The organism is Pseudomonas sp. Marseille-Q5115 (assembly GCF_916618905.1).
Lineage (GTDB): Bacteria > Pseudomonadota > Gammaproteobacteria > Pseudomonadales > Pseudomonadaceae > Aquipseudomonas > Aquipseudomonas japonica_A.
The window spans coordinates 1,881,025-1,905,609 of sequence record NZ_CAKAKI010000001.1 but is presented as its reverse complement, the minus strand read 5'-3'; the positions used below and the strand labels follow the sequence as shown (position 1 = coordinate 1,905,609).

At 63.2% G+C, this 24,585-nt stretch carries 19 protein-coding genes, 1 tRNA gene and 1 riboswitch; of the genes, 9 read left to right on the top strand and 11 right to left on the bottom strand.

Annotation, left to right across the window (positions count from 1 at the left end):
- Positions 1-105 precede the first annotated feature (105 nt).
- Positions 106-936 (bottom strand): undecaprenyl-diphosphate phosphatase, encoded by an 831-nt coding sequence (locus tag LG385_RS08885; protein ID WP_181119729.1) that lies wholly within the window; start codon positions 934-936, stop codon positions 106-108.
- 229 nt (positions 937-1,165) lie between these two features.
- On the opposite strand from LG385_RS08885, the gene LG385_RS08880 reads away from it, so the two are divergent.
- The 3 genes from LG385_RS08880 to LG385_RS08870 all read left to right on the top strand — a co-directional run bounded on the left by LG385_RS08880 (position 1,166) and on the right by LG385_RS08870 (position 2,918).
- Complete coding sequence (locus LG385_RS08880) at positions 1,166-1,702, top strand: AAA family ATPase (protein WP_225773964.1); 537 nt, start codon at positions 1,166-1,168, stop codon at positions 1,700-1,702.
- A gap of 210 nt (positions 1,703-1,912) precedes the next feature.
- On the top strand, positions 1,913-2,191 hold the full coding sequence (locus LG385_RS08875; protein ID WP_181111926.1) for a hypothetical protein: 279 nt from the start codon (positions 1,913-1,915) through the stop codon (positions 2,189-2,191).
- A gap of 37 nt (positions 2,192-2,228) precedes the next feature.
- Positions 2,229-2,918 (top strand): DUF421 domain-containing protein, encoded by a 690-nt coding sequence (locus LG385_RS08870; protein WP_225773963.1) that lies wholly within the window; start codon positions 2,229-2,231, stop codon positions 2,916-2,918.
- Between the two features lie 74 nt (positions 2,919-2,992).
- On the opposite strand, the gene LG385_RS08865 is transcribed toward LG385_RS08870, so the two are convergent.
- The 5 genes from LG385_RS08865 to LG385_RS08845 form a co-directional block, all read right to left on the bottom strand.
- Positions 2,993-3,556 (bottom strand): vWA domain-containing protein, encoded by a 564-nt coding sequence (locus tag LG385_RS08865; protein ID WP_413247365.1) that lies wholly within the window; start codon positions 3,554-3,556, stop codon positions 2,993-2,995.
- Positions 3,557-3,645: 89 nt separating this feature from the next.
- Complete coding sequence (locus tag LG385_RS08860) at positions 3,646-4,647, bottom strand: ATP-binding protein (RefSeq protein WP_225773961.1); 1,002 nt, start codon at positions 4,645-4,647, stop codon at positions 3,646-3,648.
- 1 nt (position 4,648) lies between these two features.
- Positions 4,649-8,422, bottom strand: coding sequence for a cobaltochelatase subunit CobN (cobN, locus tag LG385_RS08855; protein ID WP_225773960.1), 3,774 nt, complete (start codon positions 8,420-8,422; stop codon positions 4,649-4,651).
- A gap of 3 nt (positions 8,423-8,425) precedes the next feature.
- Positions 8,426-9,490 (bottom strand): cobalamin biosynthesis protein CobW, encoded by a 1,065-nt coding sequence (cobW, locus tag LG385_RS08850; RefSeq protein ID WP_225773959.1) that lies wholly within the window; start codon positions 9,488-9,490, stop codon positions 8,426-8,428.
- Positions 9,491-9,578: 88 nt separating this feature from the next.
- A riboswitch (cobalamin riboswitch) is annotated at positions 9,579-9,789 on the bottom strand.
- 18 nt (positions 9,790-9,807) lie between these two features.
- Positions 9,808-10,257 (bottom strand): PACE efflux transporter, encoded by a 450-nt coding sequence (locus LG385_RS08845; protein WP_225773958.1) that lies wholly within the window; start codon positions 10,255-10,257, stop codon positions 9,808-9,810.
- Between the two features lie 95 nt (positions 10,258-10,352).
- Between LG385_RS08845 and LG385_RS08840 the strand changes: the two genes are divergently transcribed.
- The 4 genes from LG385_RS08840 (at position 10,353) to LG385_RS08825 (ending at position 17,271) form a co-directional block, all read left to right on the top strand.
- The gene (locus tag LG385_RS08840; RefSeq protein ID WP_225773957.1) at positions 10,353-11,234 is read left to right on the top strand and encodes a LysR substrate-binding domain-containing protein; all 882 of its coding nucleotides are present in this window, start codon (positions 10,353-10,355) and stop codon (positions 11,232-11,234) included.
- 182 nt (positions 11,235-11,416) lie between these two features.
- Entirely contained in the window at positions 11,417-12,652 is a 1,236-nt protein-coding gene (gene mexE / locus LG385_RS08835) for a multidrug efflux RND transporter periplasmic adaptor subunit MexE (RefSeq protein ID WP_225773956.1), read from the top strand.
- A gap of 12 nt (positions 12,653-12,664) precedes the next feature.
- Entirely contained in the window at positions 12,665-15,850 is a 3,186-nt protein-coding gene (locus LG385_RS08830; protein WP_225773955.1) for an efflux RND transporter permease subunit, read from the top strand.
- On the top strand, positions 15,847-17,271 hold the full coding sequence (locus LG385_RS08825; protein WP_225773954.1) for an efflux transporter outer membrane subunit: 1,425 nt from the start codon (positions 15,847-15,849) through the stop codon (positions 17,269-17,271). Before LG385_RS08830 ends, LG385_RS08825 begins: the two co-directional genes overlap by 4 nt.
- A 49-nt stretch (positions 17,272-17,320) precedes the next feature.
- Here the strand turns inward: LG385_RS08825 and LG385_RS08820 are convergent, their stop codons facing one another.
- The 4 genes from LG385_RS08820 to LG385_RS08805 all read right to left on the bottom strand — a co-directional run bounded on the left by LG385_RS08820 (position 17,321) and on the right by LG385_RS08805 (position 22,858).
- The gene (locus tag LG385_RS08820) at positions 17,321-17,629 is read right to left on the bottom strand and encodes a hypothetical protein (RefSeq protein WP_181111916.1); all 309 of its coding nucleotides are present in this window, start codon (positions 17,627-17,629) and stop codon (positions 17,321-17,323) included.
- Positions 17,630-17,699: 70 nt separating this feature from the next.
- The gene (locus LG385_RS08815) at positions 17,700-20,102 is read right to left on the bottom strand and encodes a hybrid sensor histidine kinase/response regulator (protein WP_225773953.1); all 2,403 of its coding nucleotides are present in this window, start codon (positions 20,100-20,102) and stop codon (positions 17,700-17,702) included.
- A 16-nt stretch (positions 20,103-20,118) separates the two neighbouring features.
- Positions 20,119-20,580: a response regulator gene (locus LG385_RS08810; protein ID WP_225773952.1), complete on the bottom strand. Its 462-nt coding sequence runs from the start codon at positions 20,578-20,580 to the stop codon at positions 20,119-20,121.
- 31 nt (positions 20,581-20,611) lie between these two features.
- On the bottom strand, positions 20,612-22,858 hold the full coding sequence (locus LG385_RS08805) for an ATP-binding protein (RefSeq protein WP_225773951.1): 2,247 nt from the start codon (positions 22,856-22,858) through the stop codon (positions 20,612-20,614).
- 202 nt (positions 22,859-23,060) lie between these two features.
- On the opposite strand from LG385_RS08805, the gene LG385_RS08800 reads away from it, so the two are divergent.
- A complete protein-coding gene (locus LG385_RS08800; protein WP_181119709.1) occupies positions 23,061-23,285 on the top strand; it encodes a DUF6555 family protein in 225 nt (74 codons plus the stop codon).
- Between the two features lie 111 nt (positions 23,286-23,396).
- Here the strand turns inward: LG385_RS08800 and LG385_RS08795 are convergent, their stop codons facing one another.
- Entirely contained in the window at positions 23,397-24,254 is an 858-nt protein-coding gene (locus LG385_RS08795) for an SDR family oxidoreductase (protein WP_225773950.1), read from the bottom strand.
- 225 nt (positions 24,255-24,479) lie between these two features.
- Between LG385_RS08795 and LG385_RS08790 the strand changes: the two genes are divergently transcribed.
- Positions 24,480-24,565, top strand: a tRNA-Leu gene (locus LG385_RS08790).
- Positions 24,566-24,585 lie beyond the last annotated feature (20 nt).

Genomic DNA, 24,585 nt, shown 5'->3' with positions numbered 1-24,585 from the left:
GAACCTGATAGTACCTAGCACAAGTTGCGCCAACTCCTTCGTGCCGGTGAGCCTACGCGGGCGCATCCCAGTTCGACTGAGCGGTTGAGGGCGGAGTTCAGCCGTTTACCCTTGGGCCGTGGACCAATCGACCCAATGGAATTGCCAGGTGAGCAAAATGAGCAGCCCAAACGCCACCCGGTACCAGGCAAACACGGCATAACTGTGATGGGCGATGAATTTCAGCAGGCCTTGCACCGCGATCATCGCGAACAGGAAGGACACCAGAAAACCGAGTGCGAACACTGGCAGGTCCGAGGCCTGGAACAGGTCCCGATACTTGTATCCGGAATAAACCGCGGCCCCCACCATCGTCGGCATGGCCAGGAAGAACGAGAATTCAGTGGCCGCTGTACGCGACATTCCAAACAACAGCCCACCAATGATCGTAGACCCAGAGCGTGAGGTGCCCGGAATCATTGCCAGGCACTGGGCGCAACCGATCTTCAAGGCGTCGGTCCAGTGCATGTCGTCCACATGCTCGATACGCACCTGATGCTTGCGCTTTTCCGCCCACAACATCACCACCCCGCCTACGATCAGCGCGCAGGCCACGGTTATCGGGTTGAACAGGTAGTGGTGAATCACATCCGAGAACAGCACACCGAGCGCCACCGCCGGCAGGAACGCGATCAGCAGGTTCGCGGTGAAGCGCCGCGCCTCGGGCTGGGTGCCCAAACCGCCGACCACGCTGATGATCTTGCCGCGAAACGCCCATACCACTGCAAGGATCGCCCCCAGCTGGATGATGATATTGAATGCCATCGCTCGCTCCCCGCCGAAGTCGAGCAAATCTGCCACGATGATCTGATGCCCGGTGCTGGAGATCGGCAGGAACTCAGTAAGCCCCTCGACAATTCCCAGCACCATGGCCGATGCGGCCGTCCACATGTCCATACATTTCCCCCAGATCCGGCCGTTCTATGACGGTTTGAATGATTAGGTACACACTTTGGTGACAAAGGCGCAAGTTCCTGAGTTTTTTCAAGCATTTCCCTGCTGGTACGCGCCCGCGCCGGCGATTCTGACTGATGCTTGACAGCAACGCCAGCACACCTGCGTGAGGGTTGTGACGGTACGGGTTAGGATGTGCACCCTTCATTAAAGAAAAGGCAGGCGTGGCAAGATGAATGTGGTGGTGTTGACCGGGCCGGAGTCCGTAGGTAAAAGCGCGCTGGCGTTGCGCCTGCAGCAGTGCTATGGGGGGCTAAGCTGCGCGGAATACGTGCGTGAGTTCATCGATACCCACCAAAGGGAAACCTCGCTGGACGATATTCCCACCATCGCGCGTGGCCAACTTGCCATGGAAGACTGCGCGCGGATGGCCAACCCCGACTGGCTGTGGCTGGATACTCACCTGCTCAGCAACATCTTGTGGAGCAACCTGTTGTTCGGAAGCTACCCGGCATGGCTCGACACAGCGTTACTGGACCGGCGTTATGACCTTCACCTCCTGCTTTCTCCTGAAGAGGTGCCTTGGGTAGCCGACGGCCAGCGCTGCCAGCCGGATGTGGCAGATCGTCGCGCTTTTTTCGAGGCTTGCCTGAACTGGCTGGTGAAAAATAAACAGCCTTTTATTGTGCTTACCGGGGACTGGGCAGCCCGGGAGGCACAAGCTCATGCCGCCATCGCCCGTGTTTTCGGGGCAACCGCCCGTCCATGAGTACGCACCGGCGATCGGGTGGCGGGAATTCAAACTCTTTGATGAAGTCTTACGGCTGCAAGGGGTGCCGCTTGTGATAACGGAATACTTCACAAATTTGTGGCCACCTTTGTGACTCGCTGGTCGCGTCAGGGCATCAGTATTTCAACTGCCGCCTCAAAAGACGCGGCGATGTCAACCTGACGTGCATTTCGAGAGAGCAAACAACTCATGGACGCAACGCTGCGTGTGAACGAAGCCCTACTGATCGCCGGCAACGCTTTCGAACCCTTCCACTGTGTCGCCTGGACACAGCAAGACGGTGATGGCGCCCTCAGCCTTACCGTGATCGATGATCACACCAGTCACAACCTGTGCCGCGCTCAGCTGTCGGCCAGTGCCTACTCCGACCCGCAGCAACTCGCCAGCGCGCTTGAAGAAGTGCGTGCCGGCCTGTCTCGTCATGGCTATAGCCTGCAACCCTGGAGCATGCCGGCTTTTGCCCACTGATTACCGTGACCGGCCGTAATCGCCGAAACGGCGCGTAATGTCTATCGACTGGCAGCGGGTGCTGCTGGACAAGCAATCACTGGCCTTTCTGTGGGAAGTGGCCGGGCGCACGCTGCTGGCCTATGCGGTGGTCTTCATCTTCCTGAAGATTGCCGGCCGGCGGGGCGTGCGCCAGTTATCTCTGTTCGAGCTGGTGGTCATCCTCACGCTGGGCTCCGCGGCCGGCGACGTTACGTTTTACGACGATGTACCCATACTGCCGGTACTCACAGTGTTTCTGGTAATGACGCTGCTGTACCGCTTCACCACCTTTGTGATCGAGCGCAGCAGCCGCTTTGGCGAATGGCTGGAAGGCCGCGCTATCCTCATCATTCGCGACGGCGTATTCGAGCTTGAAACCCTGGACAAGGGTAACGTTACCCACGACGAGTTCCTCATGGAGCTGCGCCTGCATGGGGCGGAACATCTGGGCCAGATTCGCCTGGCGCTGCTCGAGGTGAACGGCGACGTGAGCGTGTACTTCTACGAACGGGACGAAGTGCAGCCAGGGCTGTCGATCCTGCCGCGGGAGTTCCGCTCACCTTCCGAAGCGCCCGAGGCGAGCGGGCTGTATGCCTGTGAGCACTGCGGCGGCGTGCAGCGGCTGGCAGGCCACCAAACGCTGGATTGCCCCCGCTGCCAGCGCAAGGTCTGGAGCCAGGCCATCACCCGGCCAAGGGCTGGATAGCCGTCAGACCGCGTTGGCTACCGTAGGAGAATGTTCGCAGGCTTTCGCCTACTCCCACAGAGCCCAATGTTTTTTCAACCCGATGGCAAAGCGTCAAGATGCACGTATTCCGCCTCAAGAAGCCGGGCCAGCTCACGGCCTTTGCCCAGCCGTACCCCGCCCAGCTCCATGTCCACCAGCAAGGTGTCACACCCCACACTTTGTATACCCTGCACTGTCTTCAAACGCCCGTCGGTGATCACCACGCAGCGGTATACACGCCCGGCCTGGACGGATTGCTGCCGGGCCAGCCAGGTTTTTGCTTCGCTCAGCGCTTCAGGTAGCGGCGTGCCGCCGCCGGCACCGAGCTGATCCAGCCAGGGCCCCAGCGCGCGGGAGGCTTTAAGGCCATGGCGCTGCCATTGAGCGCCTGCGCCACTGGCGGTGATCAAGGCCAGCCGCGCCCGTTGGCGGTAAGCCTGATCGAACAAAGCCTGTAAAAACCCCTTGGCGCGAGACAGTGCGCCGTGACGGCGGGTAGATGCCGAAGTGTCCACCACGATCAGCCACAGCGGCGGCGCATTGGCCGGGCCGGCTTGCCACTGCACATCCGCTCGGCTTGCGGGGCGGCCTTTCGCTAGCGTGGGCACCCAAGCGATGCGCCCACCATGGCCCAGGCGCCCGCTCCGCTGACTAGCTTTGGCCACAACGCTTGTGCGCTTCGCCCCCGCCTGGGCCAAGCGGGGGCTCAATGCTTTTTTGGCCACCCCGGCAAGCCGGTGCGTGGCCCTGTGGCAACCGTTTGCGCGGGCATCTGTCCCCAGTCACCACTCGCCCCTTGCTGGGGCTGTTGCGGTTGCTGAGGTTGCGGGGCGCTTGAACTCGCCGGGGGTGTCAGCGGAGCGGGGCTCTGCCGACGGTGACGAAGAGCAAATTCCGCCACTGCCTCAATGTCCACGCCCTCGATATGCGCGCCACCGCGCCAGGCCGCGTGGGCACGGGCGGCGCGCAGCCACACCAGATCGGCGCGCAGGCCGTCCACCCCCGAGGCATGGCAGGCCTCGCTGATGCTGGCTAATGCAGCGTCGTCCAGCGGTATGTCATTCAACCGCGCCCGTGCTTCGCGGCAGCGTTGACCAAGGTTGGCCTGCTCACTCGCCCATTGTTCACAAAAGCCGGCCGGGTCGCTGTCGAACGCCAGGCGCCGGCGGATGATGGCCTGACGCTCGGCGGGCTCGGGCCGCTGTTCCAACGCGACGTTCAAGCCAAAGCGGTCCAGCAGTTGCGGCCTGAGCTCACCCTCTTCCGGGTTCATGGTCCCGATCAACACGAAACGCGACGGATGCTGGTGAGAAATGCCGTCGCGCTCCACGCGGTTCACTCCACTGGCGGCGACATCCAGCAATAGGTCTACCAGCGGGTCAGGCAACAGGTTCACTTCATCGACGTACAGCACACCGCCGTCGGCGGCCGCCAGTACACCGGGCGAAAAGCGGACCTGCCCCTGCCCCAGTGCAGCGTCCAGGTCCAATGTGCCGGCAACCCGGTCTTCACTGGCGCCCAGCGGCAAGGTTACAAACGGCGCCCCCTCCAGCAGGTCAGCCAGCCCGCGGGCCAGAGTGCTTTTGGCCATGCCACGCGGGCCTTCAATCAGCACGCCGCCGATCTTCGGATCAATCGCGGCCAGGCACAGCGCCAGCTTGAGCGGCTCGGCGCCAACGACCGCGCTCAGCGGATAGTGAAACGTCATCTCAGCCCTCTTCTTCGCTGTCCAGCAGCACATCTTCCAGTGCCTGGCGGTAGTCGCCGGGTTGTTGCCACAGGCCGCGCTGCTGAGCCTCCAGCAGGCGCTCGGCCATGTCCCGCAACGCATGAGGGTTATGCTCGCGAAGGAAGTCGCGGTTTTGCGCGTCCAGCACATACGCTTCGGCCACCAACGCATATTGGTGGTCTTCGATCAGGCCGGTAGCCGCATCGAAGCCGAACAGGTTGTCCAGGGTAGCGGCCATTTCAAAGGCGCCCTTGTAGCCGTGGCGGCGCATGCCGTCGATCCACTTGGGGTTCACCGCCCGCGCCCGTACTACCCGGTTAAGAGCTTCCTTGAGGGTACGAATGCGCGGTACGTCCGCCTGGCTGTGATCGCCATGGTAACTGGCGGCTTCGCGACCACTTTGTTGATGCACCGCCGCCAGCATGCCGCCCTGGAATTGGTAATAATCGTTGGAATCGAGCAGGTCGTGTTCGGTGTTGTCCTGGTTTTGCAGCACCGCCTCCACCTGGCCAAGGCGGCGGGCCAGTTCCGTGCGCGCGGGGGCGCCTTCATCGGCAGCGCCGTAGGCATAACCGGAGTGATTGAGGTATGCCTCGGCCAGATCGCCGCGGTCGGTCCATTGCCGGGACTCGATCACCCCTTGGACCCCGGCGCCGTAGGCCCCTGGCTTGGCACCGAATATTCGCCAGCCGGCCTGGCGCCGAGCCTCTTCGGCCTCGACACCATCGGCAAGCAGCTGCGCCTGCTCGCTGCGCACCCGCGCGGCGAGGGGGTTCATGTCTTCCGGCTCGTCCAGCGCCGCTACCGCCTGGACCGCAGCGTCGAACAATCGAATGAGGTTGCCGAAGGCGTCACGGAAGAACCCGGACACACGCAGGGTAACGTCCACCCTGGGACGATCCAGCAGGCTGAGCGGCAATATCTCGAAATCGTCCACCCGCTGGCTGCCGGTGGCCCAGACGGGGCGTACACCGAGCAGGGCCATGGCCTGGGCAATATCGTCGCCACCAGTGCGCATCGTCGCGGTGCCCCAAACGGAAAGCCCCAGTGCACGCAAGTGGTCGCCGTGGTCCTGCAAGTGGCGCTCAAGCACCAGGTTGGCCGAGGCGAAGCCCAGCCGCCAGGCCGTGGGGGTAGGCAGGTTGCGTACGTCCACGCTGTAGAAGTTACGGCCGGTGGGCAATACATCCAGGCGCCCCCGGCTGGGCGCGCCGCTAGGGCCGGGCTCGACGAACCGGCCTTCAAGCGCGGCCAGCAGGTTGCCTATTTCGGCAGGGCCGCAGGCGTCCAGCGCGGGCGCTACCTTGGCAAGCAGCCCCTCGACAATGGTCGCAACGCCCTCCCACGCTGCCCCTGCCGGGCACTCCCAGCGTTCATTCAAGGCGCTTTCCACAAGCTGAGCGCCAAGCAGTTCAAGGCGCTCGCGGGTATCGCCATGGGTGCGCCAGGGCCCGGCATCCACATCGGCCAAAAGGCGTGGGCGAGGGCCCTGCCAAGGGTCGCCGAATACGCAGTCGAGCGGATCGAACCCTAGGCCCAGGGCCGTGGCCAGCGCCCTTGGCAGGCTGGCCTCGGCGCCCTTGCCTGCCCCACGCGGTACACGTAGCAGCGCGCACAGGGTGTCGATGCGCAGGCGCCCCGCAGGGGACTCACCGAACACGTGCAAGCCGTCGCGGATCTGCGATTCCTTCAGGTCACACAAGTAGGTGTCGAGGCGCGGCAACCAGGTATCGGCATCGCTCAAGGCCGCATCGCTCAGGCTCAGTTCGCGGTCCAGCTGGGTGGCGCGCACCAGCGCCAGTATTTCCCCTTGCAGCTCCAGCGCGCGACGGCGGTCCAGCAACTGAGCGTCATAGTATTCGTCCGCCAGCCGCTCCAGGTCCCGTAGCGGCCCGTAGCTCTCAGCGCGGGTGAGCGGTGGCATCAGGTGGTCGATGATCACCGCCTGGGTGCGACGCTTGGCCTGGGCACCCTCGCCCGGGTCATTGACAATGAACGGGTAGATGTTCGGCAGCGGGCCGAGCAGTGCGTCCGGCCAGCAACTGGCGGACAGGCCTACGCCCTTGCCCGGCAGCCATTCAAGGTTGCCGTGCTTGCCCACGTGAATGACGGCATGGGCCCCATATGTCAGCCGCAGCCAGAAGTAGAAGGCAAGGTAGCCGTGCGGGGGCACCAGGTCCGGGTCGTGGTACACCGCGCTGGCATCAAGTTGGTAGCCCCTGGCTGGCTGAATGCCGACGAAGGTTTCGCCGAACCGCAGGCCGGCGATCATCAGCCGCCCGCTACGGAACATCGGGTCGGCGTCGGGTGCGCCCCAGCGATCGGTCACGGCCTGTTGGCAGGCTTCAGGCAGGCTCAGAAACGCCTTGGTGTACGCGCCCAGTTCAAGGCTTTGAGCGCAAGGGCGGGCGTCGAGGTGCTCCAAGTCATTGCTCACGCCGCCCAGCAGCGCCTGAATCAGCGCGGTGCCGCTTTCGGGCAGCTGGCTTACGGCATACCCCTGCCCCTGCATCGCGCGAAGGATATTCAAGGCGGCTGCGGGGGTATCGAGGCCTACGCCATTGCCGATGCGGCCGTCCCGCGTCGGGTAATTGGCCAGTATCAACGCCACGCGTTTGCCATGCGCAGGTGTGCGGCCCAAGGCAATCCAGCGAGCCGCCAGCTGCGCCACGAATGCCATACGCTCGGGGTGCGCGCGGTAGCACACCACGTCACTCTGGCTGCGCTCGCTGCGCCAGGCCAGGTCCTTGAAACTGATCGGCCGGCTGATGATGCGCCCGTCCAATTCGGGCAATGCCACATGCATGGCGAGGTCCCGCGGGCCCAGGCCCTGAGGGCTCGCTTCCCACATGGGCTGGTTATCCTGGGCACAAATGGCCTGGATCACCGGTATGTCGCGGCGCAACGGGCGTTGCCGAGGGGCATCGGGGCTGGCCAGCGCGAAGCCTGTGGTATTGATCACCAACGCTGCCTGGGCTTCATCCATCCAGGCTTCAAGCTGCGCGAGGCATTCGGCTTCCTTCAGGCTGGCCACCGCCACCGGCATCGGGTTCAACCCCGCCGTGACAAGCACGTCACAGAAGGCATCGATGAACGCCGTATTGGCGGCCTGCAGGTGCGAGCGGTAAAACACCACCGGCACCACGGCGCCGGGCTGCCAGCAGCTCTGCCACTGCTCGAGGTTTGTCGTGCCGGATACCGGGTGATACAGGCTCACTCGGGGCAGCGGCGCGGGCGGTTGCCATGGCAGGGGCTGCGCCAGTGCCTGAGGGAAAAATTGTGCTGCGAGGTAGGCATACAGCGAGCGGGCGTTACCCATGCCACCTTGGCGCAGGTACTGCCAGATGCTTTGGGCGACTTCGGCCGTTACGGAACTCAGCGCACCCAGCTCCGGGTCTGGCCGGTCGTCCCCGGGCACCGCGACTATCAGCACGCCCTGCCCCGCCAGCTGTGCCAGCTGCTCAACGCCGTAGCGCCAATAGCCCACGCCGCCATGCAGCGACAACACGATCACTTTTGCGTGCCGCAGCACCTGGTCCACATACAGGTCCACCGAGGCGTGGTTCTGAACCTGCATCGGGTTGGCCAGGCGCACGCTCGGGTAGTCACCCGGCAGGCCGTTTGCCGCTTCGGCCAGCAGGGCCAGATGGGAATCGCCGCTGCACAGGATCACCAGTTCGGCCGGGCTCTGGCCCAGGTCGGCAATGCTGTCGTCCGGAACGAAACCGCCGGGCTGGGTGCGTAGCAGGTGCATCGGTCAGCCCCGCAATGCTTGGGTCAGTTCATCGCGCAGCACGGCACCGTCCAGCGCCTGGCCGATCAATACCAACCGGCTCACCCGGGCCTCGTCCGCGGCCCATGGCCGGTCGAAATGCCGATCGAACCGGCTGCCCACGCCCTGCACCAGCAAACGCATGGGTTTGCCGGGGATGGCGGCAAAGCCTTTCACCCTGAGTACGTCGTGCTGCTGAACCACGCTGTCGAGCGCCGCCATCAACGCAGCTTCTGGCGCTTCCGGCAACTCGACCCAGATGGAATCGAAGGCGTCATGGTCGTGGTCCGCTTCTTCGCCATCATGGTGCTGATCATGGTGGGTAAGGCGGCCATTGATGTGCGCTTCGGATTCGGCGCCCAGGCCCAGCAATACTGCCAACGGCAGCTGCCCGGCACTGGCTTCGACCACTTTCACCGCGGCCGGCAGCTCTTCGCTCACTTCAGCGCGCACGCGCTCCAGGCCTTGCGAATCGATCAGGTCAACCTTGTTCAGGATCACCAGGTCGGCACTGGCCAGTTGGTCTTCGAACAGCTCGTGCAGGGGGGATTCGTGGTCCAGGTTCGGGTCCTGCCGGCGCTGCGCGTCCACGGCGTCAGGGAAAGCGGCGAAGGTACCGGCCGCCACCGCGGGTGCGTCCACTACCGTGATCACGGCGTCAACGGTGCACGCGTTGCGAATCTCTGGCCACTGGAAGGCCTGCACCAGCGGCTTGGGCAGCGCCAGGCCGCTGGTTTCGATCAGGATGTGGTCCAGGGTGCCGCGGCGCTGTACCAGTTCGCGCATCACCGGGAAGAACTCTTCTTGCACGGTGCAGCACAGGCAACCGTTGGCCAGCTCGAACACGCGCCCTACGGCCTCTTCTTCGGTGCAGCCGATGCTGCACTGCTTGAGCAGGTCGCCATCGATGCCCAGCTCGCCGAACTCGTTCACGATCACCGCAATGCGCCGGCCTTCGGCGTTATCGAGAATGTGACGAAGCAGCGTGGTTTTACCGGACCCAAGGAAGCCGGTAACGATGGTAACGGGGAGCTTGCTGAGCGTTTTCATGGGTGGCCCTGGCACTGTGGCGGGCAGGCGCGAAGGCACCGCAGGCGGCGCCTGGGCAGGTTCGCACCGGATCACCCCGCCCGGTTGAATAAAAGGATCGGCACGAGGCAGGTCTCCTGGCTTGCGGCGCCCCGGGCAATATGCCCAATGGCGGCCTGGCGCCTTCCCGCCCCGAAGGCAGTGGCATTGGCCAGGCTTTACCGCTCACAGTTGCGGGGGCAGCCGCGGCTTGTTACCGCGTTCCCATCTTAGCTTCAGCAGGCATTGCCCCTGGAAGCACCTCGAGGGGGCAAGCCTACGCAGTGCCGGCCCAGAGGTCAATCCGCGCTGGGGCAGGCGCCGGGGTTGAACGTTGTTTGCCGTGGCAGCCCGAAGGCCTTGTCGAACACCCATTGAAACCCGTAGGCATAAATGAAGAAGAAGGCGAACAGCCCTACATTAGTGAGGAAAGCGGTGACCAGGTCGACGCCTAGGCCGTAGGCCATTACCGGGGTGAGAATGCCCGTAAGGCCACCTTCGAAGCCCACCGCATGCAGCAGCCGCCTGAAGGGCGTACGTGCGTGCCAGCCCCTACGGCGCTCGAACCCCTCAAACAGATGGTTGAACAGCATGTTCCAGCCCAGCGCAACGGTGCTTATCACCACCGATAGCACGGTGGAGTGCCCCATCCCTTGGCCGAACAGCAGGGCCAGCGCCGGTGCCACGAATATCAGAGCGCCCGCTTCGTAGAGCACCGCCTGGACGATTTTGCGTTTCGCGCCTTGCATGGTCAAAACTCCCCTGAAAGTGCGCGCAGCTTCGATGGTTGAGCCCGGCGGTGCAAGCAAGTAGATTTGACCCACCCCTAATGAGGCTAAACCCGGTGTTTGCCCACCTTCCTCTCACCGCCCTGCGCGGTTTTGAATCCGCCGCCCGGCTCGGCAGCTTCGCCGCCGCCGGGGAAGAGCTGTCGGTCACCCCGGCGGCCATTTCCCATCAGGTCAAATCCCTGGAGCAGTGGTTGGGCACCTTACTGTTCGAGCGCACTGGCCAGGGGGTGCGGTTGAGCGATGCAGGCAAGCGGCTGCACGCGGGCCTTCATCAGGCGTTTGTGGGCCTCAACGGCGCCGTGCTACCGCTGCTGCCGGATGAAGCCACCAACACCTTGGTGATCACCACCACCCCAGCCTTTGCCAGCTTGTGGCTGATCCCACGCCTGGGCGACTTCTACGCACGCTGCCCACACTTGAACGTGCGCGTGGAAACGGCCGAGGCGCTGACCGACCTGGCCCGGGATGCTTCAGTGCACTTGGCTATTCGGGCGACCTTCAATCCCGAGCCGGACCTGTACCAGGTCACGCTGTTCGAAGAGCACTTCGCGGTGTATACCCCGCACGGTTGGTCGCCGTCGGTCGCCCAGGCCCCGGTACTGATCGACATGCCGTGGGCCAGCAGCGTGCCGGGTACGCCCGACTGGCCCCAATGGTGCGCCATGGCCCAGCACCAGCACTGGCTGTCACGGCCCGGGCGGCGCTCCTATGCCGATGAACAGCACGGGCTGCTGGCGGCCATCTCCGGCCACGGCCTAGTGCTGGCCAGCGACGTGCTGGTGGCTGACAGCGTGAGCAAGGGTTTGCTGCAGCCGTACCTGCCGCACCTGCGGCTGCCTGCCGCTACCTATCGGCTCAGCTGCTTGCCAGGGCGCGAGCGGTTGCCTGCCGTGCGGATGTTCATGGATTGGGCCTTGGAAACCGCTGGCGCGTAGGGGCGGTCAAGGCCGCTAACGGTTCCCCGGCGGCGCCGGGTCTACAAGGGTGTGGCTCAGAAATTTTTTGAATAACCTGAATCACTGGCAATGATAGTTACCTTCGAACCATTCGATTCGTCGATGGTCCCGCGTGTCGCCAGAATCCGTCCATCCTGATAAACATAATGGGCGGGCTTCTCATGGAACAGTCATTCAAACCCTTGCATTACCCCTTGGCCGTGCTGGCGCTCGCTGTGCTCACCGCCTGCGGCAAAGCGCCTGAAACCGCTCAAGCACCGCAGGCCCCCAAGGTAAGCGTTGCCGAAGTGCTGGATCAGCCGGTGAATGAATGGGACGAGTTCACTGGCCGCCTCGAGGCCCCGGAAACCGTACAGATCCGCCCGCGCGTATCGGGCCAGATCGACACCGTGGCATTTACCGAGGGCGCCCTGGTGAAAAAGGGCGACCTGCTGTTCCAGATCGACCCGCGGCCATTCCAGGCCGAGGTGCACCGCTTGGAAGCCCAGCTGCAACAAGCCCGGGCCAATGCCGCCAACAGTGAGAACGAAGCCAGCCGTGGCGAACGCCTGCGCAGCGCCAATGCCATCTCTGCGGAGCTGGCGGACGGCCGCAACAGTGCGGCACTCGCCGCCCGCGCCGGGGTGGCCGCGATCCAGGCCCAACTGGACCTCGCCCGCCTCAACCTGAGCTTTACCCGTGTCACCGCGCCTATCAGTGGCCGCGTGGGCCGGGCCGAGATCACTGCCGGCAACTTGGTGAGCGCCGACAGCAGCCTGCTCACCAGCGTAGTGTCCACTGACAAGGTGTATGCCTACTTCGACGCCGACGAGCGTGCTTTCCTCAAATACACCCAGCTCACCCGCGATGGCCGGGTAAGCAGCGCGGCACCGGTGTACATGGGGCTGTCCAACGAGGACGGCAACAGCCACCTGGGCCAGCTTAACTTCCTCGACAACCAGGTGAACCCGCAAACCGGCACCATCCGTGGCCGCGCCGTGTTCGACAACCGAGATGGGCAGTACACCCCAGGCCTGTACGCACGGCTCAAGCTGGTAGGCAGCGGCGTGTATGAAGCCGTGCTGATCAAGGATGAAGCCGTAGGCACCGACCTGGGCAAGAAGTTCGTGCTGGTAATGGACAAGGACAACAAGGCGACTTACCGCTCTGTCGAACTTGGCCCGAAACTCGAAGGCCTGCGCATCGTGCGAGGTGGCCTGGCCAAGGGCGACCGCATTGTGGTCAATGGCCTGCAGCGCGTGCGCCCGGGCTCCACGGTCGACCCACAAACCGTGCCCATGGCCAGCAGTGAAACCCTCGCCGCGCTCGCCAGCCAGCGCCAGGCGCTGGAAGCGAATAACCGGCCCGCCAACGCTCCCCAACAGAAACTGGCAAGCACCGCCAACCCACGCGGCTAAAGGATCAGCGCCATGACGTTTTCCGACTTCTTCATCAAACGGCCGATCTTCGCCGCCGTGCTCTCGTTGCTGATTCTGATCGGCGGGGCGATTTCGCTGTTCCAGCTGCCCATCAGTGAATACCCCGAGGTTGTGCCGCCTACCGTGGTGGTACGGGCCAACTTCCCGGGCGCCAACCCCAAGGTAATCGGCGAAACCGTTGCTTCCCCGTTGGAGCAGGCCATCACCGGCGTAGAGAACATGCTGTACATGAGCTCCCAGGCCACCGCCGACGGCAAGCTCACGCTGACGATCACCTTCGCCCTGGGTACCGACCTGGACAACGCCCAGGTGCAGGTGCAAAACCGTGTGACCCGGACCGAGCCCAAGTTGCCTGAAGAGGTGACCCGCATCGGTATCACGGTGGACAAGGCGTCGCCCGACCTCACCATGGTGGTGCACCTTACCTCGCCCGATCAGCGCTACGACATGCTGTACTTGTCCAACTATGCGGTGCTGAACATCAAGGACGAGCTCGCTCGCCTCAACGGTGTGGGCGACGTGCAGCTGTTCGGCATGGGGGATTACTCGCTGCGCGTATGGCTGGACCCTAACAAGACCGCCTCGCGCAACCTCACCGCCACCGACGTGGTGAATGCCATTCGTGAGCAGAATCGCCAGGTCGCGGCCGGCCAGCTCGGCGCACCGCCCGCCCCCAATGCCAGCAGCTTCCAGCTGTCGATCAACACCCAGGGCCGGCTGGTCAGCGAGGAGGAATTCCAGAACATCATCATTCGCGCCGGCGCCGATGGCCAGATCACCCGCCTGAAGGACATCGCACGGGTGGAGCTGGGTTCCAGTCAATACGCCCTGCGCTCGCTGCTCAACAACCAGCCCGCCGTGGCGATCCCGATCTTCCAGCGCCCTGGCTCGAACGCGATCGACATTTCCAACCAGGTGCGCAACCGGATGCAGGAGCTCAAGCAGAGCTTCCCGGAAGGCATGGACTACAGCATTGTGTACGACCCCACGATCTTCGTGCGTGGCTCGATCGAAGCGGTGGTACACACCCTGTTCGAGGCGCTGATCCTGGTGGTGTTGGTGGTGGTGCTGTTCCTGCAAACCTGGCGCGCATCGATCATTCCCCTCGCCGCTGTGCCGGTGTCGCTGATCGGTACCTTCGCCGTGATGCACATGTTCGGCTTCTCGCTCAACGCGCTCTCCCTGTTCGGCCTGGTGTTGGCCATCGGGATCGTGGTGGACGACGCCATCGTGGTGGTGGAGAACGTCGAGCGAAATATTGAGCTAGGCCTGGACCCTATGGCCGCGACCCATCGCGCCATGACCGAAGTGACGGGGCCGATCATCGCCACGGCGCTTGTGCTGTGCGCGGTATTCGTACCGGCTGCATTCATCTCGGGCCTCACGGGGCAGTTCTACAAGCAGTTCGCACTCACCATTGCGATTTCCACGGTGATCTCGGCCTTCAACTCGCTGACCCTCTCGCCCGCCCTGGCCGCAGTGTTGCTCAAGGGCCACGACGCACCCAAGGACCGATTCTCGCGGGTGCTGGACAAGCTGTTCGGGGCCTGGCTGTTCCGCCCGTTCAACCGCCTGTTCGAGAAAGCCAGCCATGGCTACGTCGGCACGGTGCGCCGGGTGATCCGGGGTAGTGGTATCGCCTTGCTGGTGTACGCGGGCTTTATCGTGCTCACCTGGTTCGGCTTCGCCAATACGCCAACCGGCTTCGTGCCCCAGCAGGACAAGCAATACCTGGTGGCTTTCGCCCAGTTGCCGGATGCAGCCAGCCTGGACCGCACCGAAGCTGTGATCAAGCGCATGTCCACCATGGCGATGGAGCAACCGGGCGTGGCCAACGCGATCGCCTTCCCGGGCCTGTCCATCAACGGCTTCACCAACAGCCCAAACAGCGGCGTGGTGTTCGTTGCCCTCAAGGACTTCGACGAGCGCAAGGACCCCAGCGAATCCGCCAGTGCCATCGCCGGCGCGCTCAACGGCAAGTTCGCCGGCATCGAGGAAGCCTACATGGCGATCTTCCCGCCGCCGCCTGTGCAGGGGCTGGGCACGATCGGCGGGTTCAGGGTGCAAGTAGAAGACCGTGGCAACCTGGGCTATGACGAGCTGTTCAAGGAAACCCAGAACATCATTGCCAAGAGCCACAACGTGCCGGAGCTGGCCGCGCTGTTCACCAGCTACACCGTGAACGTACCGCAGGTAGACGCCAACATCGACCGCGACAAGGCCAAGACCCACGGTGTGGCTATCAGTGACATCTTCGACACGCTGCAGGTGTACCTGGGTTCGCTGTATGCCAACGACTTCAACCGCTTTGGCCGTACCTACCAGGTAAACGTGCAGGCCGATCAACGCTTCCGCCTGGACGCCGAGCAAATCGGCCAGTTGAAGGTGCGCAACGACCGCGGCGAGATGATCCCGCTGGCCACGTTGATCAAGGTGGAAAATTCCGCCGGGCCAGACCGCGTGATGCACTACAACGGCTTTGTGACCGCTGAGATCAACGGTGCCGCCGCACCGGGGTACAGTTCTGGCCAGGCCCAGGCCGCAATGGAAAAACTGCTGCGCACCGAGCTGCCCAATGGCATGAGTTACGAGTGGACCGAGCTGACGTATCAGCAGATCCTCTCGGGCAACACGGCGCTGTTTGTGTTCCCGCTGTGCGTGCTGTTGGCCTTCCTCGTGCTGGCGGCTCAATACGAAAGCTGGAGCCTGCCATTGGCGGTGATCCTGATCGTGCCCATGACGCTGTTGTCGGCCATTGCCGGGGTAATCATTGCGGGCAGCGACAACAACATCTTCACCCAGATCGGGTTGATCGTACTGGTGGGGCTGGCGTGCAAGAACGCGATCCTGATCGTGGAGTTCGCCAAGGATAAACAGCTCGAAGGGCTGGACCCGCTCGCCGCGGTACTGGAGGCCTGCCGGTTGCGCCTACGGCCGATCCTGATGACCTCGTTTGCCTTCATCATGGGCGTGGTACCCCTGGTGTTTTCCACTGGCGCTGGCGCTGAAATGCGCCATGCCATGGGTGTTGCGGTGTTCTCCGGCATGCTTGGCGTAACGTTCTTCGGCCTGCTGCTCACCCCAGTGTTCTTCTTCCTGATTCGCCGATTCGTGGAGCGCCGCCAGGCTGCGCGCGCATCGGCCGACTCCCCTGCTCGCCTGGAGGCGCAGCCATGACCGCTTTGTTCCGTTTCGCCCCGGCGCTGTTGACACTTGCCTTGGCCGGGTGTGTGGTTGGCCCTGATTACAAGGCGCCCCAGCCTGCGCCAGCGGCCCTCAGCGAAGCGCAGGGCCAGGGCAACGCGCAGTACGACCGTTCACGTTTCGAGAGCCTGTGGTGGCAGCAGTTCGACGACCCGGCCCTCAATCAGCTGGTGCGCGAAGCACTGGCCGGCAATCGCGACCTGCGCGTGGCGTTTTCCCGGGTGAAAGCGGCGCGGGCGATTCGCGACGACGTGGCCAACGATGATCTACCGGTGGTGACCAGCCGCGCCAGCAGCGAAGTGGGCCGCGCCCAAGTGCCTGGGCAAACCGATCACCGGGTGAACCTTGAGCGCTATGACCTGGGCCTGGACATGGCGTGGGAGATCGACCTGTTCGGCCGTATCCAGCGTCAGCTGGAAGCCAGTGATGCGCAGGAAGGCGCGGCGCAAGCGCAGCTCCAGCAACTGCAGGTGACGATGATTGCTGACCTGGTGGACGCCTATGGGCAGCTCCGTGGCGCCCAGCTGCGCGAGCGAATTGCCCGGGACAACCTGAGCAATCAGGAAGCCTCTCGCGGGATCACCGTGCAGCTGCGTGACCTTGGCGTTGGCGACGCCTTCGATGTGGTGCGGGCCGATGGCCGGCTTGCGGGGGTAGAAGCCAGTATTCCCCTCCTCCAGGCCGAACAGGCCAGGGCACGCCACCGGATCGCTACCCTACTGGGGCAGCGCCCCGACGCGCTAAGCATTGACCTGTCACCCAAGCCCTTGCCAGCGATCGCCAAGGCGTTGCCCATCGGTGACCCGGGCGAACTGCTACAGCGCCGCCCTGACGTCCGCGCGGCTGAACGCCAATTGGCGGCTGCAACGGCGGATATTGGCGTGGCCACTGCGGACCTGTTTCCACGGGTGAGCTTGACGGGCTTTTTGGGCTTTACCGCCGGGCGTGGCTCGCAAATCGGCTCGGCCGCCGCTCAGGCATGGAGCCTGGCGCCAAGCATCAACTGGGCAGCGTTCGACCTGGGCAGCGTACGGGCGCGCATCAGAGGCGCCAACGCCGATGCGCAAGGCGCGCTGGCGACCTACGAGCAGCAGGTATTGCTGGCACTGGAAGAATCGGAAAACGCCTTCAGCGACTACGGCAAGCGCCAGCAGCGCCTGGTGTCACTGATTCGCCAGAGCGAAGCGAGCCGCACCGCGGCAGACCTTGCTCGCGTGCGCTATCGCGAAGGTACTGCAGACTACCTGGTGCTGCTCGACGCCGAGCGTGAACGGCTGATAGCCGAGGACCAACAAGCTCAAGGCGAAGTAGACCTGTACCACGGCATCGTGGCGATTTATAAGGCGCTAGGGGGCGGGCTGGGTACCGGCGAGCAAGGCCTGGCGACCCGCTGACAACAGGGCGCCCCTTCTCTGCAGACCGGGGCGCTACACCTTGAAGTGCTTAAATCGGGGTTTTCTGGTGGTGGTTGTCGAGTGGCGCGCCGCGGTGGCCACCTGCAATACGCTTGGCTTCGTCGATGGCAAACTTCAGCACTTCGGCGGCCGGCCCCGGATCGTTTTCGCGCATCTTGGTCACGTGGCGCAATTCCTTGCCATCGCTATCGAGCACGCGAACGTCCGATTCGTATTTATCAGCTGCCAGTTGCCTCACCAACACGTGAATGCTCGTGCCGTTGGCGAGGGTTTCTGTGTGTTCCCGCGGCGAGTGGTCGCTACCTAGCCAATCCTCGTTTTCGTGTCCATGTGCCATGTTGCTTCCCCTATTGCCTGGGTTTCGGTGGTGTATGGACAAAAGACACACCACAGGGGCCATTGGTTCATTAGGCCGAGGGCGCGGGTACCGGTGCTGCCAGGGCCAGGCGCAGTTTCTGCGTGAGCTCCTCCTCCCGGAAAGGCTTTTGCACGATCAGGTACTGACCATCATCTAGGCCACCCACTTCCGCATAGCCGGTAATGAAGACAACAGGAAGGTGCGGGTATCGCTTGCGGGCCTCGCGGGCGAGCTCGGCCCCGTTTGCGCCTGGCATCGCATAATCGGTAAGCAGCAAGTCCACCTCGTCGTCCAGTTGCTCCAGCGCCCGAGCGGCGCCGTCGGCCTCGACGACGCTGTAGCCCAGCGCATCCAGCAACAAAGCCGTGACCTGACGCACGTTAGGGTCATCGTCGACCAGCAGTATCCGATGGCGAAGCCCATCGGGCGGCAGCAGGGCCTCGGTGGGGCCATCCGGCGTCAGCTCCAGGCTCGGTGCTCGCATCCCGGGGAGGTACACCTTCACGGCCGTGCCCTCGCCCTCCGCGGTTTCGATCGCAACGCCCCCACCTGACTGCTTGGCAAAGCCGAACACCTGAGCCAGGCCCAGCCCAGAACCCTTGCCCACATCCTTGGTGGTGAAGAATGGCTCGAAGGCCTTGGCCAGTACTTCCGGTGGCATGCCGCAACCGGAGTCGCGAATGGTAAGCACCACATAATCACCCACGTCCGGGTCTTCCGGCCGGCTTGGCGGCCGGGTCACGGTTTCGTTGGCCGTGGTCAGGCGAAGCGTCCCCCCATTGGGCATGGCATCACGGGCGTTGATTGCCAGGTTGAGGATGATCATTTCGGTCTGGGTGGCGTCCACCAGCGCATTCCACAGGCCTGGCGCCTTTTCAGTCTGAATCCAGATGCTACCGCCCAAGGTGCGCTGCAGCAGGTCGAGCATGCCAGACACTGTGTCGTTCAAGCTGACTGCGGCGGGCTCGAGGCGTTGCCGGCGGGAGAACGCGAGCAACTGGCTGGTGAGGCGGGCACCGCGCTCGGCGGCTTCCTGAATACTATGCAAACGGCTCTCGAAGCGGGCGTAGTTGCCCCGGGCCAGGTCGCGAATAAGGAAGTTGGCGCTGGCCAGGATTACCGTAAGGAGGTTGTTGAAGTCATGCGCTACGCCGGCGGTCAGCTGCCCCACCGCTTCAAGCCGCTGCATCTGCTGGAGCGCCGCTTCGATCCGTTCGCGCTCGCGGATCTGCTCGCGCAGCCGCTCATTGGTGGCGGCGAGTTCGTCGAGCACCGCCCGCTCGCTGGTGATGTCCCGGGCCACGGCGTACATCATTCCCTGGTCCGGTACAATGGTCCAGGACAACCAGCGGTATGCGCCATCGGCATGCCGCATGCGGTTCACGAAGCGGCTGGAAACGATACCCTCGGCCACGTTTTCCACTTCACGGCTGGTAGCCGCGAGGTCATCCGGATGCACCAGCCCCCACAACCCCATATGCGCGAGCTCGGCGCGGGGCCAGCCCAGCGTCGCTTCCCACGCCGGGTTAAGGGCGGCTGGCTGCATGTCGAAGTGAAGTACCGCCAGCAGCTCCCGGGACAACTCCCACGTGCGGTCCCGCTCCCGGGTGCGTTTCTGTACCCGGTCGCCCAACAGGTCGTTGAGCCGTTCAAGAGACTCCGTCGCCTCTTTCTGGCTGGTGATGTCTTGCAGCACCCCGCTGAACCGCACGCACTGGCCATTTACAAAACTTGAACGGCCGCTGCTGGAAAACCACCGTTCCGCGCCGCTGGGCAGGCGCACCCGATATTCCACCTGATAGCCGTGGTCAGCCCCGGCGGCCAGGGCGGCCTCCACGCGCTCGCGGACACGAGCCCTGTCGTGGGGCACGATCGTGGAATAAAACAACTCCAGGGTCACCGGCGCGCCGGCAGGCACTTCGTACATCACCCGCATGCGCTCGTCCCAGTTAAGCACGCCGGTCTGTGGGTTGAGCTCCCATGTGCCCATGCGCGCGGCTTCGATGGCGATACGGGCGCGTGACTCAGCTTCGTGGAGGTTGCGTTCGGCCAGTTCCCGCTGACGCCGCTCATGCACCTCCGCCATCGCGCGTTTCACGGCGGCGGGCAGCAATGGCAGGCTCTGCTTGAGCACGTAGTCCGTAGCCCCTTGGCGCATCATCTTGACCGCGTGCTCTTCGCCGAACACGCCGGAAATGAATATAAGCGGCACCGAGGGTGCTTTTTCTCTTGCGATCGCCAGTACCTGCTCGCCGGATGACCCGGGCAGCACCACGTCGCTCAAAATCAGGTCGAACGTGTGCGCATCCAGCAGCCGCGCCACGTCGCCATGGTGATACGCCAGGTGCGGTTCAAGCCGCAACCCGCTGCGCTCAAGGGCGAACAGCGTCAGTTCGGCATCACGATTGCTGTCTTCGATCAGCAACAGCTTGAGGGGCGCTGGGTTGAGCACAGGTAATCTCGACAGGTCAGTTCGTGGGGCGCCGCTGTAGCCGCAATGACCCAGGAGGAGGCTCGTTGAGCACGGCCCAGAAAATCCCGAGGTCGGAAATGGCAGTCACGAATTCCTTGAATTCGACCGGCTTGACCACGTAAGCGTTCACCCCCAGCTCGTAAGCACGGGTGAGGTCCGGCTCCTCCCGCGAGGAGGTCAGCATTACGATCGGGATACTGCGCAGCTCGTCGCTGGCGCGTACGGCTTTAAGCACTTCCAGCCCATCGACCTTCGGCAATTTGAGGTCAAGCAGCAGCACCGCCGGGTTCCCCTCGGGGCGCCCTGTGTGGTTGCCGCGGCGGAACAGGTAATCGAGTGCCTCGGCACCGTCACGATGCACGATTACTTCATTGGCCAGCTGGCTTCTTTCCAATGCGACCAGAGTCAGTTCCAGGTCGCGCGGATTGTCTTCCACCAGTAGGATGGGTTTGAGCATTTAATACCTCTCGAGTAGATACGCCGGCCAATTACTGTTGATCGGGCAAAGCGAAATAGAAGGTTGCACCTTCGCCCAGCGCGCCCTCGGCCCACACCCTTCCCTGATGACGCTCGATGATCCGCCGCACGCTGGCAAGGCCGATCCCGGTACCTTCGAACTCCTCCATGCGATGCAAGCGTTGGAACACGCCGAACAACTTGCCTGCATAGGCCATGTCGAAGCCAACGCCGTTATCCTTGACGAAGATCACGGTTTCGCCGGCTTTCTCGTTACGCAAGGCACCGATCTCGACGATCGAAGGGTCCTGCTCACGGCTGTATTTCAGGGCATTGGAGATCAGGTTGCGCAGCGCCAGGTGCAGGAAAGCCGCATCGCCCAGTACTGCTGGCAGGGGGGCAACCTTCCAGATGACGCTCCGCCCCTCGTAGTCGGGAAGCATCTCTTCACGGATCGCCTCCACTAGCGCTCCCAGGTTCACGTCGGAGTGCCGCAAGGCGGCCCGACCCATCTGGGAGAAGCTCAGGAGGTTATCGACGAGGGTGCCAGCGAAGCGCGCTGAGTCACCGATGTGCTCCAGGAAGCGCAAGCCCCGATCAGACAGTTTGTCCCCGTCAAAATCGGTGAGCAGTTCGGTATACCCCGCGATATGCCGCAAGGGCGCCCGCAGGTCATGAGACACGCTGTACGAAAACGCTTCCAACTCCTTGTTGGACTTTTTCAGCTCGCCCGCCAGTGCCGCCAGCTCCTCAGCCTTGCGCAGCACGATACCGAGCACAGCGGTACGCAGTTCGATGACCGCCTCGACTTCCAGCGGATCCCACGGCACCGAATACCCTCGCACTTCTTCCTGCCATTGGGCAAAACTGTGCCGCGGGTGAAGCGAACCGCCTGGCGCGACGTGTTTCTCGGGGCGCCCGGCCCAGGTCACCGTACGCGCCTGTTCAGGGCGGAACCAGATCAGGTAATGGCTGTGGATCTTGGAAATCGCAATGGCGAGCACCCCCGCCGCGTGCTCCGCGATACCGCAGCGTTCAGGCACATCCCGCCCGACGTTGTCGGTATGGAACACGTCGTCGGCCCCGTCCCGTCCGAGCCACTGCACCAACGTCTCGATAGAAGCCAACGGAGGAACCAGGCCAATGGTTTCGCAGCGATCATCACTGATGATCGCGGCACCGCTGGCGGCCGCAAAGCCTACAAACTTCTCAGGCACTGCCAGCAGCCCTTCGGTGACACTGTCTCGGTCTGCCATCGCCGATAACAGCTCCACCACATGCTGGCGCAGCCCCAGTAGCCGCTGGGTATCGGCATGCGCTTCACGGGCTTCTATCTGCAAGGACAACACGCTACCCAACAGTTCACAGGCCGTACGTACCTGGAAGTTCACCCGGCGAGGCTCCGCGTTATGGCAGGACACCAGCCCCCATAACTTGCCTCGCACCACGATAGAGATGGACATCGAGGCGAGCGTGCCCATGTTGCGCATGTACTGAAGGTGCACCGGGGAGACACTGCGCAGGGCCGAATAACTGAGGTCCAGCGGCTGATCGGTGGCCGGGTTATGCGCGGGCACCAACGACGCCGGCTGGTAGTCGGCGTTTTCGATGACCCGAATGCGGTTGGTGCAATAAAGCGCCCTCGCCTGCGCGGGGATGTCGCTGGCGGGGAAGCACATGCCCAGATAGCTTGGGTATTGTGGGTCCAACTCTTCGGCCAGCACGGTCCCGTTGCCGGCGGCATCGAAGCGATAGGCCTTTACCCGGCCGAAGCCGGTAATACGCTTGATTTCGCTAACCGCGCGGCGGCACAGTTCGGTAACCCCCTGCAACTCTTGCAGCCCGGTTACGAACGCGCGAACCAGCGGGTAGAGGTGCCCGTAGACCGCGCTGACATCCGTGGCCGGCTCAAATTCGGCAATCAGCACCGAGTCCCAACGATGGGCCAGCATTGCATACGGCCCAGCGGTACCCGGCGCACTGAAACTCACATCGCCGACGTGGAACGGGTGTGGGTCTTCCGTCGGCGCGGCGGCAAGGCGCTGCAGCATAGGCTCAGGGGACGCGATCAGAGCTGTAAACTGCTGACCAATCAACACGTGTGTGTCCAGACCGAGCCAGGCACGGATGTTTTCACTGGCCTGAAGGACATTAAAGTTGACAGGATCGAGCACCAGCAGGAAGCCATGAGGCTGGATGCTGCCGGGAATCCGAATAGGTTCCCGCGCGCATTGCTCGATGGCGGCGGCAAGGGCCTGTTCCGATTCGGGTGGGATCACTGAACGCTCCGTGGAACCATTGATAAATTGGACAATACCTTAACAGACTTGTACAAACCTCGGCAGCTGGGACAGCCTGGTTTAACTAAAAATCCCGGAAAAAGCCGTGCGCCCATGCAGAAAAGGCTAGCTTTTCGTCGCCGAGAAGGAACTGTTGGATCCGACCCGGGTCCGATACCTCGGCACGAGGAGGAGGTACGCAATGGAATCGCACAAGCAGTACGAGATTCGCTATCGCTACAAGGGCAAGGCACGACGTTTTGGCCAGCGTGATTCACGCATGTCGACAGCCGATGCCTGGTACTACGCCTCGCTGCATGCCGGGGCCGGGCTATATGAAGTAGCGCTTCAAGGCACCGCTACTGCCGTAAGGCAGATTGCCGAGCAGGCCGGCGTCAGCGACGTGGGGTTTCGTGAATTGTTGTAACGGAGCTGGCGTACCCCTGCATTCCTATCAGCTTGTATAACGTGTACGGGCTTGGTGGCCGGGCAGCCCTTGCTCGCTGCCCGGGGGTACTTCAAGCCATAGGCCCATCCCTTAGAGGATGGGCTTGCCGCCCGTTACGCCGAACCGCGTGCCGGAGATGTAGCTGGATTCGTCCGACGCCAGCATCACATAGATAGGCGCCACTTCCACCGGCTGACCCGGGCGACCCAGCGGGGTTTGCGAGCCGAATTGCGTCACCTGCTCTTCCGGCATGGTCGCAACAATGAGCGGGGTCCAGATCGGCCCTGGCGCCACGCTATTGACCCGTATGTTCTTTGGCCCGAGAAGTTGGGCCAGGCCGGCGCTGAAGTTGGCAATGGCGCCCTTGGTGGTGGCGTACGCCAGCAACTGCGGCGTGGGGTTGTCTGAGTTTACCGACGAGGTATTGATGATCGACGAGCCCGGCTTCATGTGCGGCACAGCGGCTTTGCAGATCCGGAACATGGCCGTGATGTTTACATCGAACGTATGCACCCATTCCTCATCGGGAATTTCATCGAGACTTTGATGGGTCATCTGGAAGGCGGCGTTGTTCACCAGTACGTCGATCCGACCAAACTCTGCTACCGCCTTGTCTACCAGCTGGAGGCAGGCGTCCCGCTTGGAGAGGTCTCCAGGCACGAGCACGCATTTACGGCCCGACGCTTCTACAATCTTTGCGGTCGCCTGGGCGTCTTCATGCTCATCCAGGTAACCGATGATCAGGTCCGCGCCTTCGCGTGCGAAAGCAATTGCCACAGCGCGGCCGATGCCGCTATCCGCGCCTGTTATCAATGCAACTTTGCCTTCGAGGCGGCCCGACCCTTTGTAGCTCTCCTCGCCGCAGTCTGGCAAAGGGTTCATCTTCGCCTGGCTACCAGGCACTGGCTGGGCTTGCTTGGGGAAAGGCGGCGTTGGGTAGTTTTTCATGCTAGGTCTCCCGTGGTCGTGAGGTCGATATGAAATAGCGACCACCCCGCCAAGGAGCCAGTTCAGTCGTTTTGCCGAACTGCGTGGCCCCTGGACCACGCGGGTTGGGGCACCGAGCGAGTTTTGTTCTTGCCTGTACCGCGCAGGCTGTATATATTCTGGCCTTGCGCTGATTCTGCTTTGCCGTCAATGGCTTATCAGCGCGCTTCACACTCCAGCGCTACCGCCCGAATGGCGAAATTGGTAGACGCAAGGGACTTAAAATCCCTCGCCTTCTGGGCGTCCCGGTTCGACCCCGGGTTCGGGCACCATCTGTTTTCCCGCGAAGTTG

Bases quoted from the DNA above. Each gene is read 5' to 3' on its own strand.
- LG385_RS08885 (WP_181119729.1), bottom strand. From the start codon at position 936: ATGGACATGTGGACGGCCGCATCGGCCATGGTGCTGGGAATTGTCGAG.
- LG385_RS08880 (WP_225773964.1), top strand. From the start codon at position 1,166: ATGAATGTGGTGGTGTTGACCGGGCCGGAGTCCGTAGGTAAAAGCGCG.
- LG385_RS08875 (WP_181111926.1), top strand. From the start codon at position 1,913: ATGGACGCAACGCTGCGTGTGAACGAAGCCCTACTGATCGCCGGCAAC.
- LG385_RS08870 (WP_225773963.1), top strand. From the start codon at position 2,229: ATGTCTATCGACTGGCAGCGGGTGCTGCTGGACAAGCAATCACTGGCC.
- LG385_RS08860 (WP_225773961.1), bottom strand. From the start codon at position 4,647: ATGACGTTTCACTATCCGCTGAGCGCGGTCGTTGGCGCCGAGCCGCTC.
- cobN (WP_225773960.1), bottom strand. From the start codon at position 8,422: ATGCACCTGCTACGCACCCAGCCCGGCGGTTTCGTTCCGGACGACAGC.
- cobW (WP_225773959.1), bottom strand. From the start codon at position 9,490: ATGAAAACGCTCAGCAAGCTCCCCGTTACCATCGTTACCGGCTTCCTT.
- LG385_RS08845 (WP_225773958.1), bottom strand. From the start codon at position 10,257: ATGCAAGGCGCGAAACGCAAAATCGTCCAGGCGGTGCTCTACGAAGCG.
- mexE (WP_225773956.1), top strand. From the start codon at position 11,417: ATGGAACAGTCATTCAAACCCTTGCATTACCCCTTGGCCGTGCTGGCG.
- LG385_RS08830 (WP_225773955.1), top strand. From the start codon at position 12,665: ATGACGTTTTCCGACTTCTTCATCAAACGGCCGATCTTCGCCGCCGTG.
- LG385_RS08825 (WP_225773954.1), top strand. From the start codon at position 15,847: ATGACCGCTTTGTTCCGTTTCGCCCCGGCGCTGTTGACACTTGCCTTG.
- LG385_RS08820 (WP_181111916.1), bottom strand. From the start codon at position 17,629: ATGGCACATGGACACGAAAACGAGGATTGGCTAGGTAGCGACCACTCG.
- LG385_RS08810 (WP_225773952.1), bottom strand. From the start codon at position 20,580: ATGCTCAAACCCATCCTACTGGTGGAAGACAATCCGCGCGACCTGGAA.
- LG385_RS08800 (WP_181119709.1), top strand. From the start codon at position 23,061: ATGGAATCGCACAAGCAGTACGAGATTCGCTATCGCTACAAGGGCAAG.
- LG385_RS08795 (WP_225773950.1), bottom strand. From the start codon at position 24,254: ATGAAAAACTACCCAACGCCGCCTTTCCCCAAGCAAGCCCAGCCAGTG.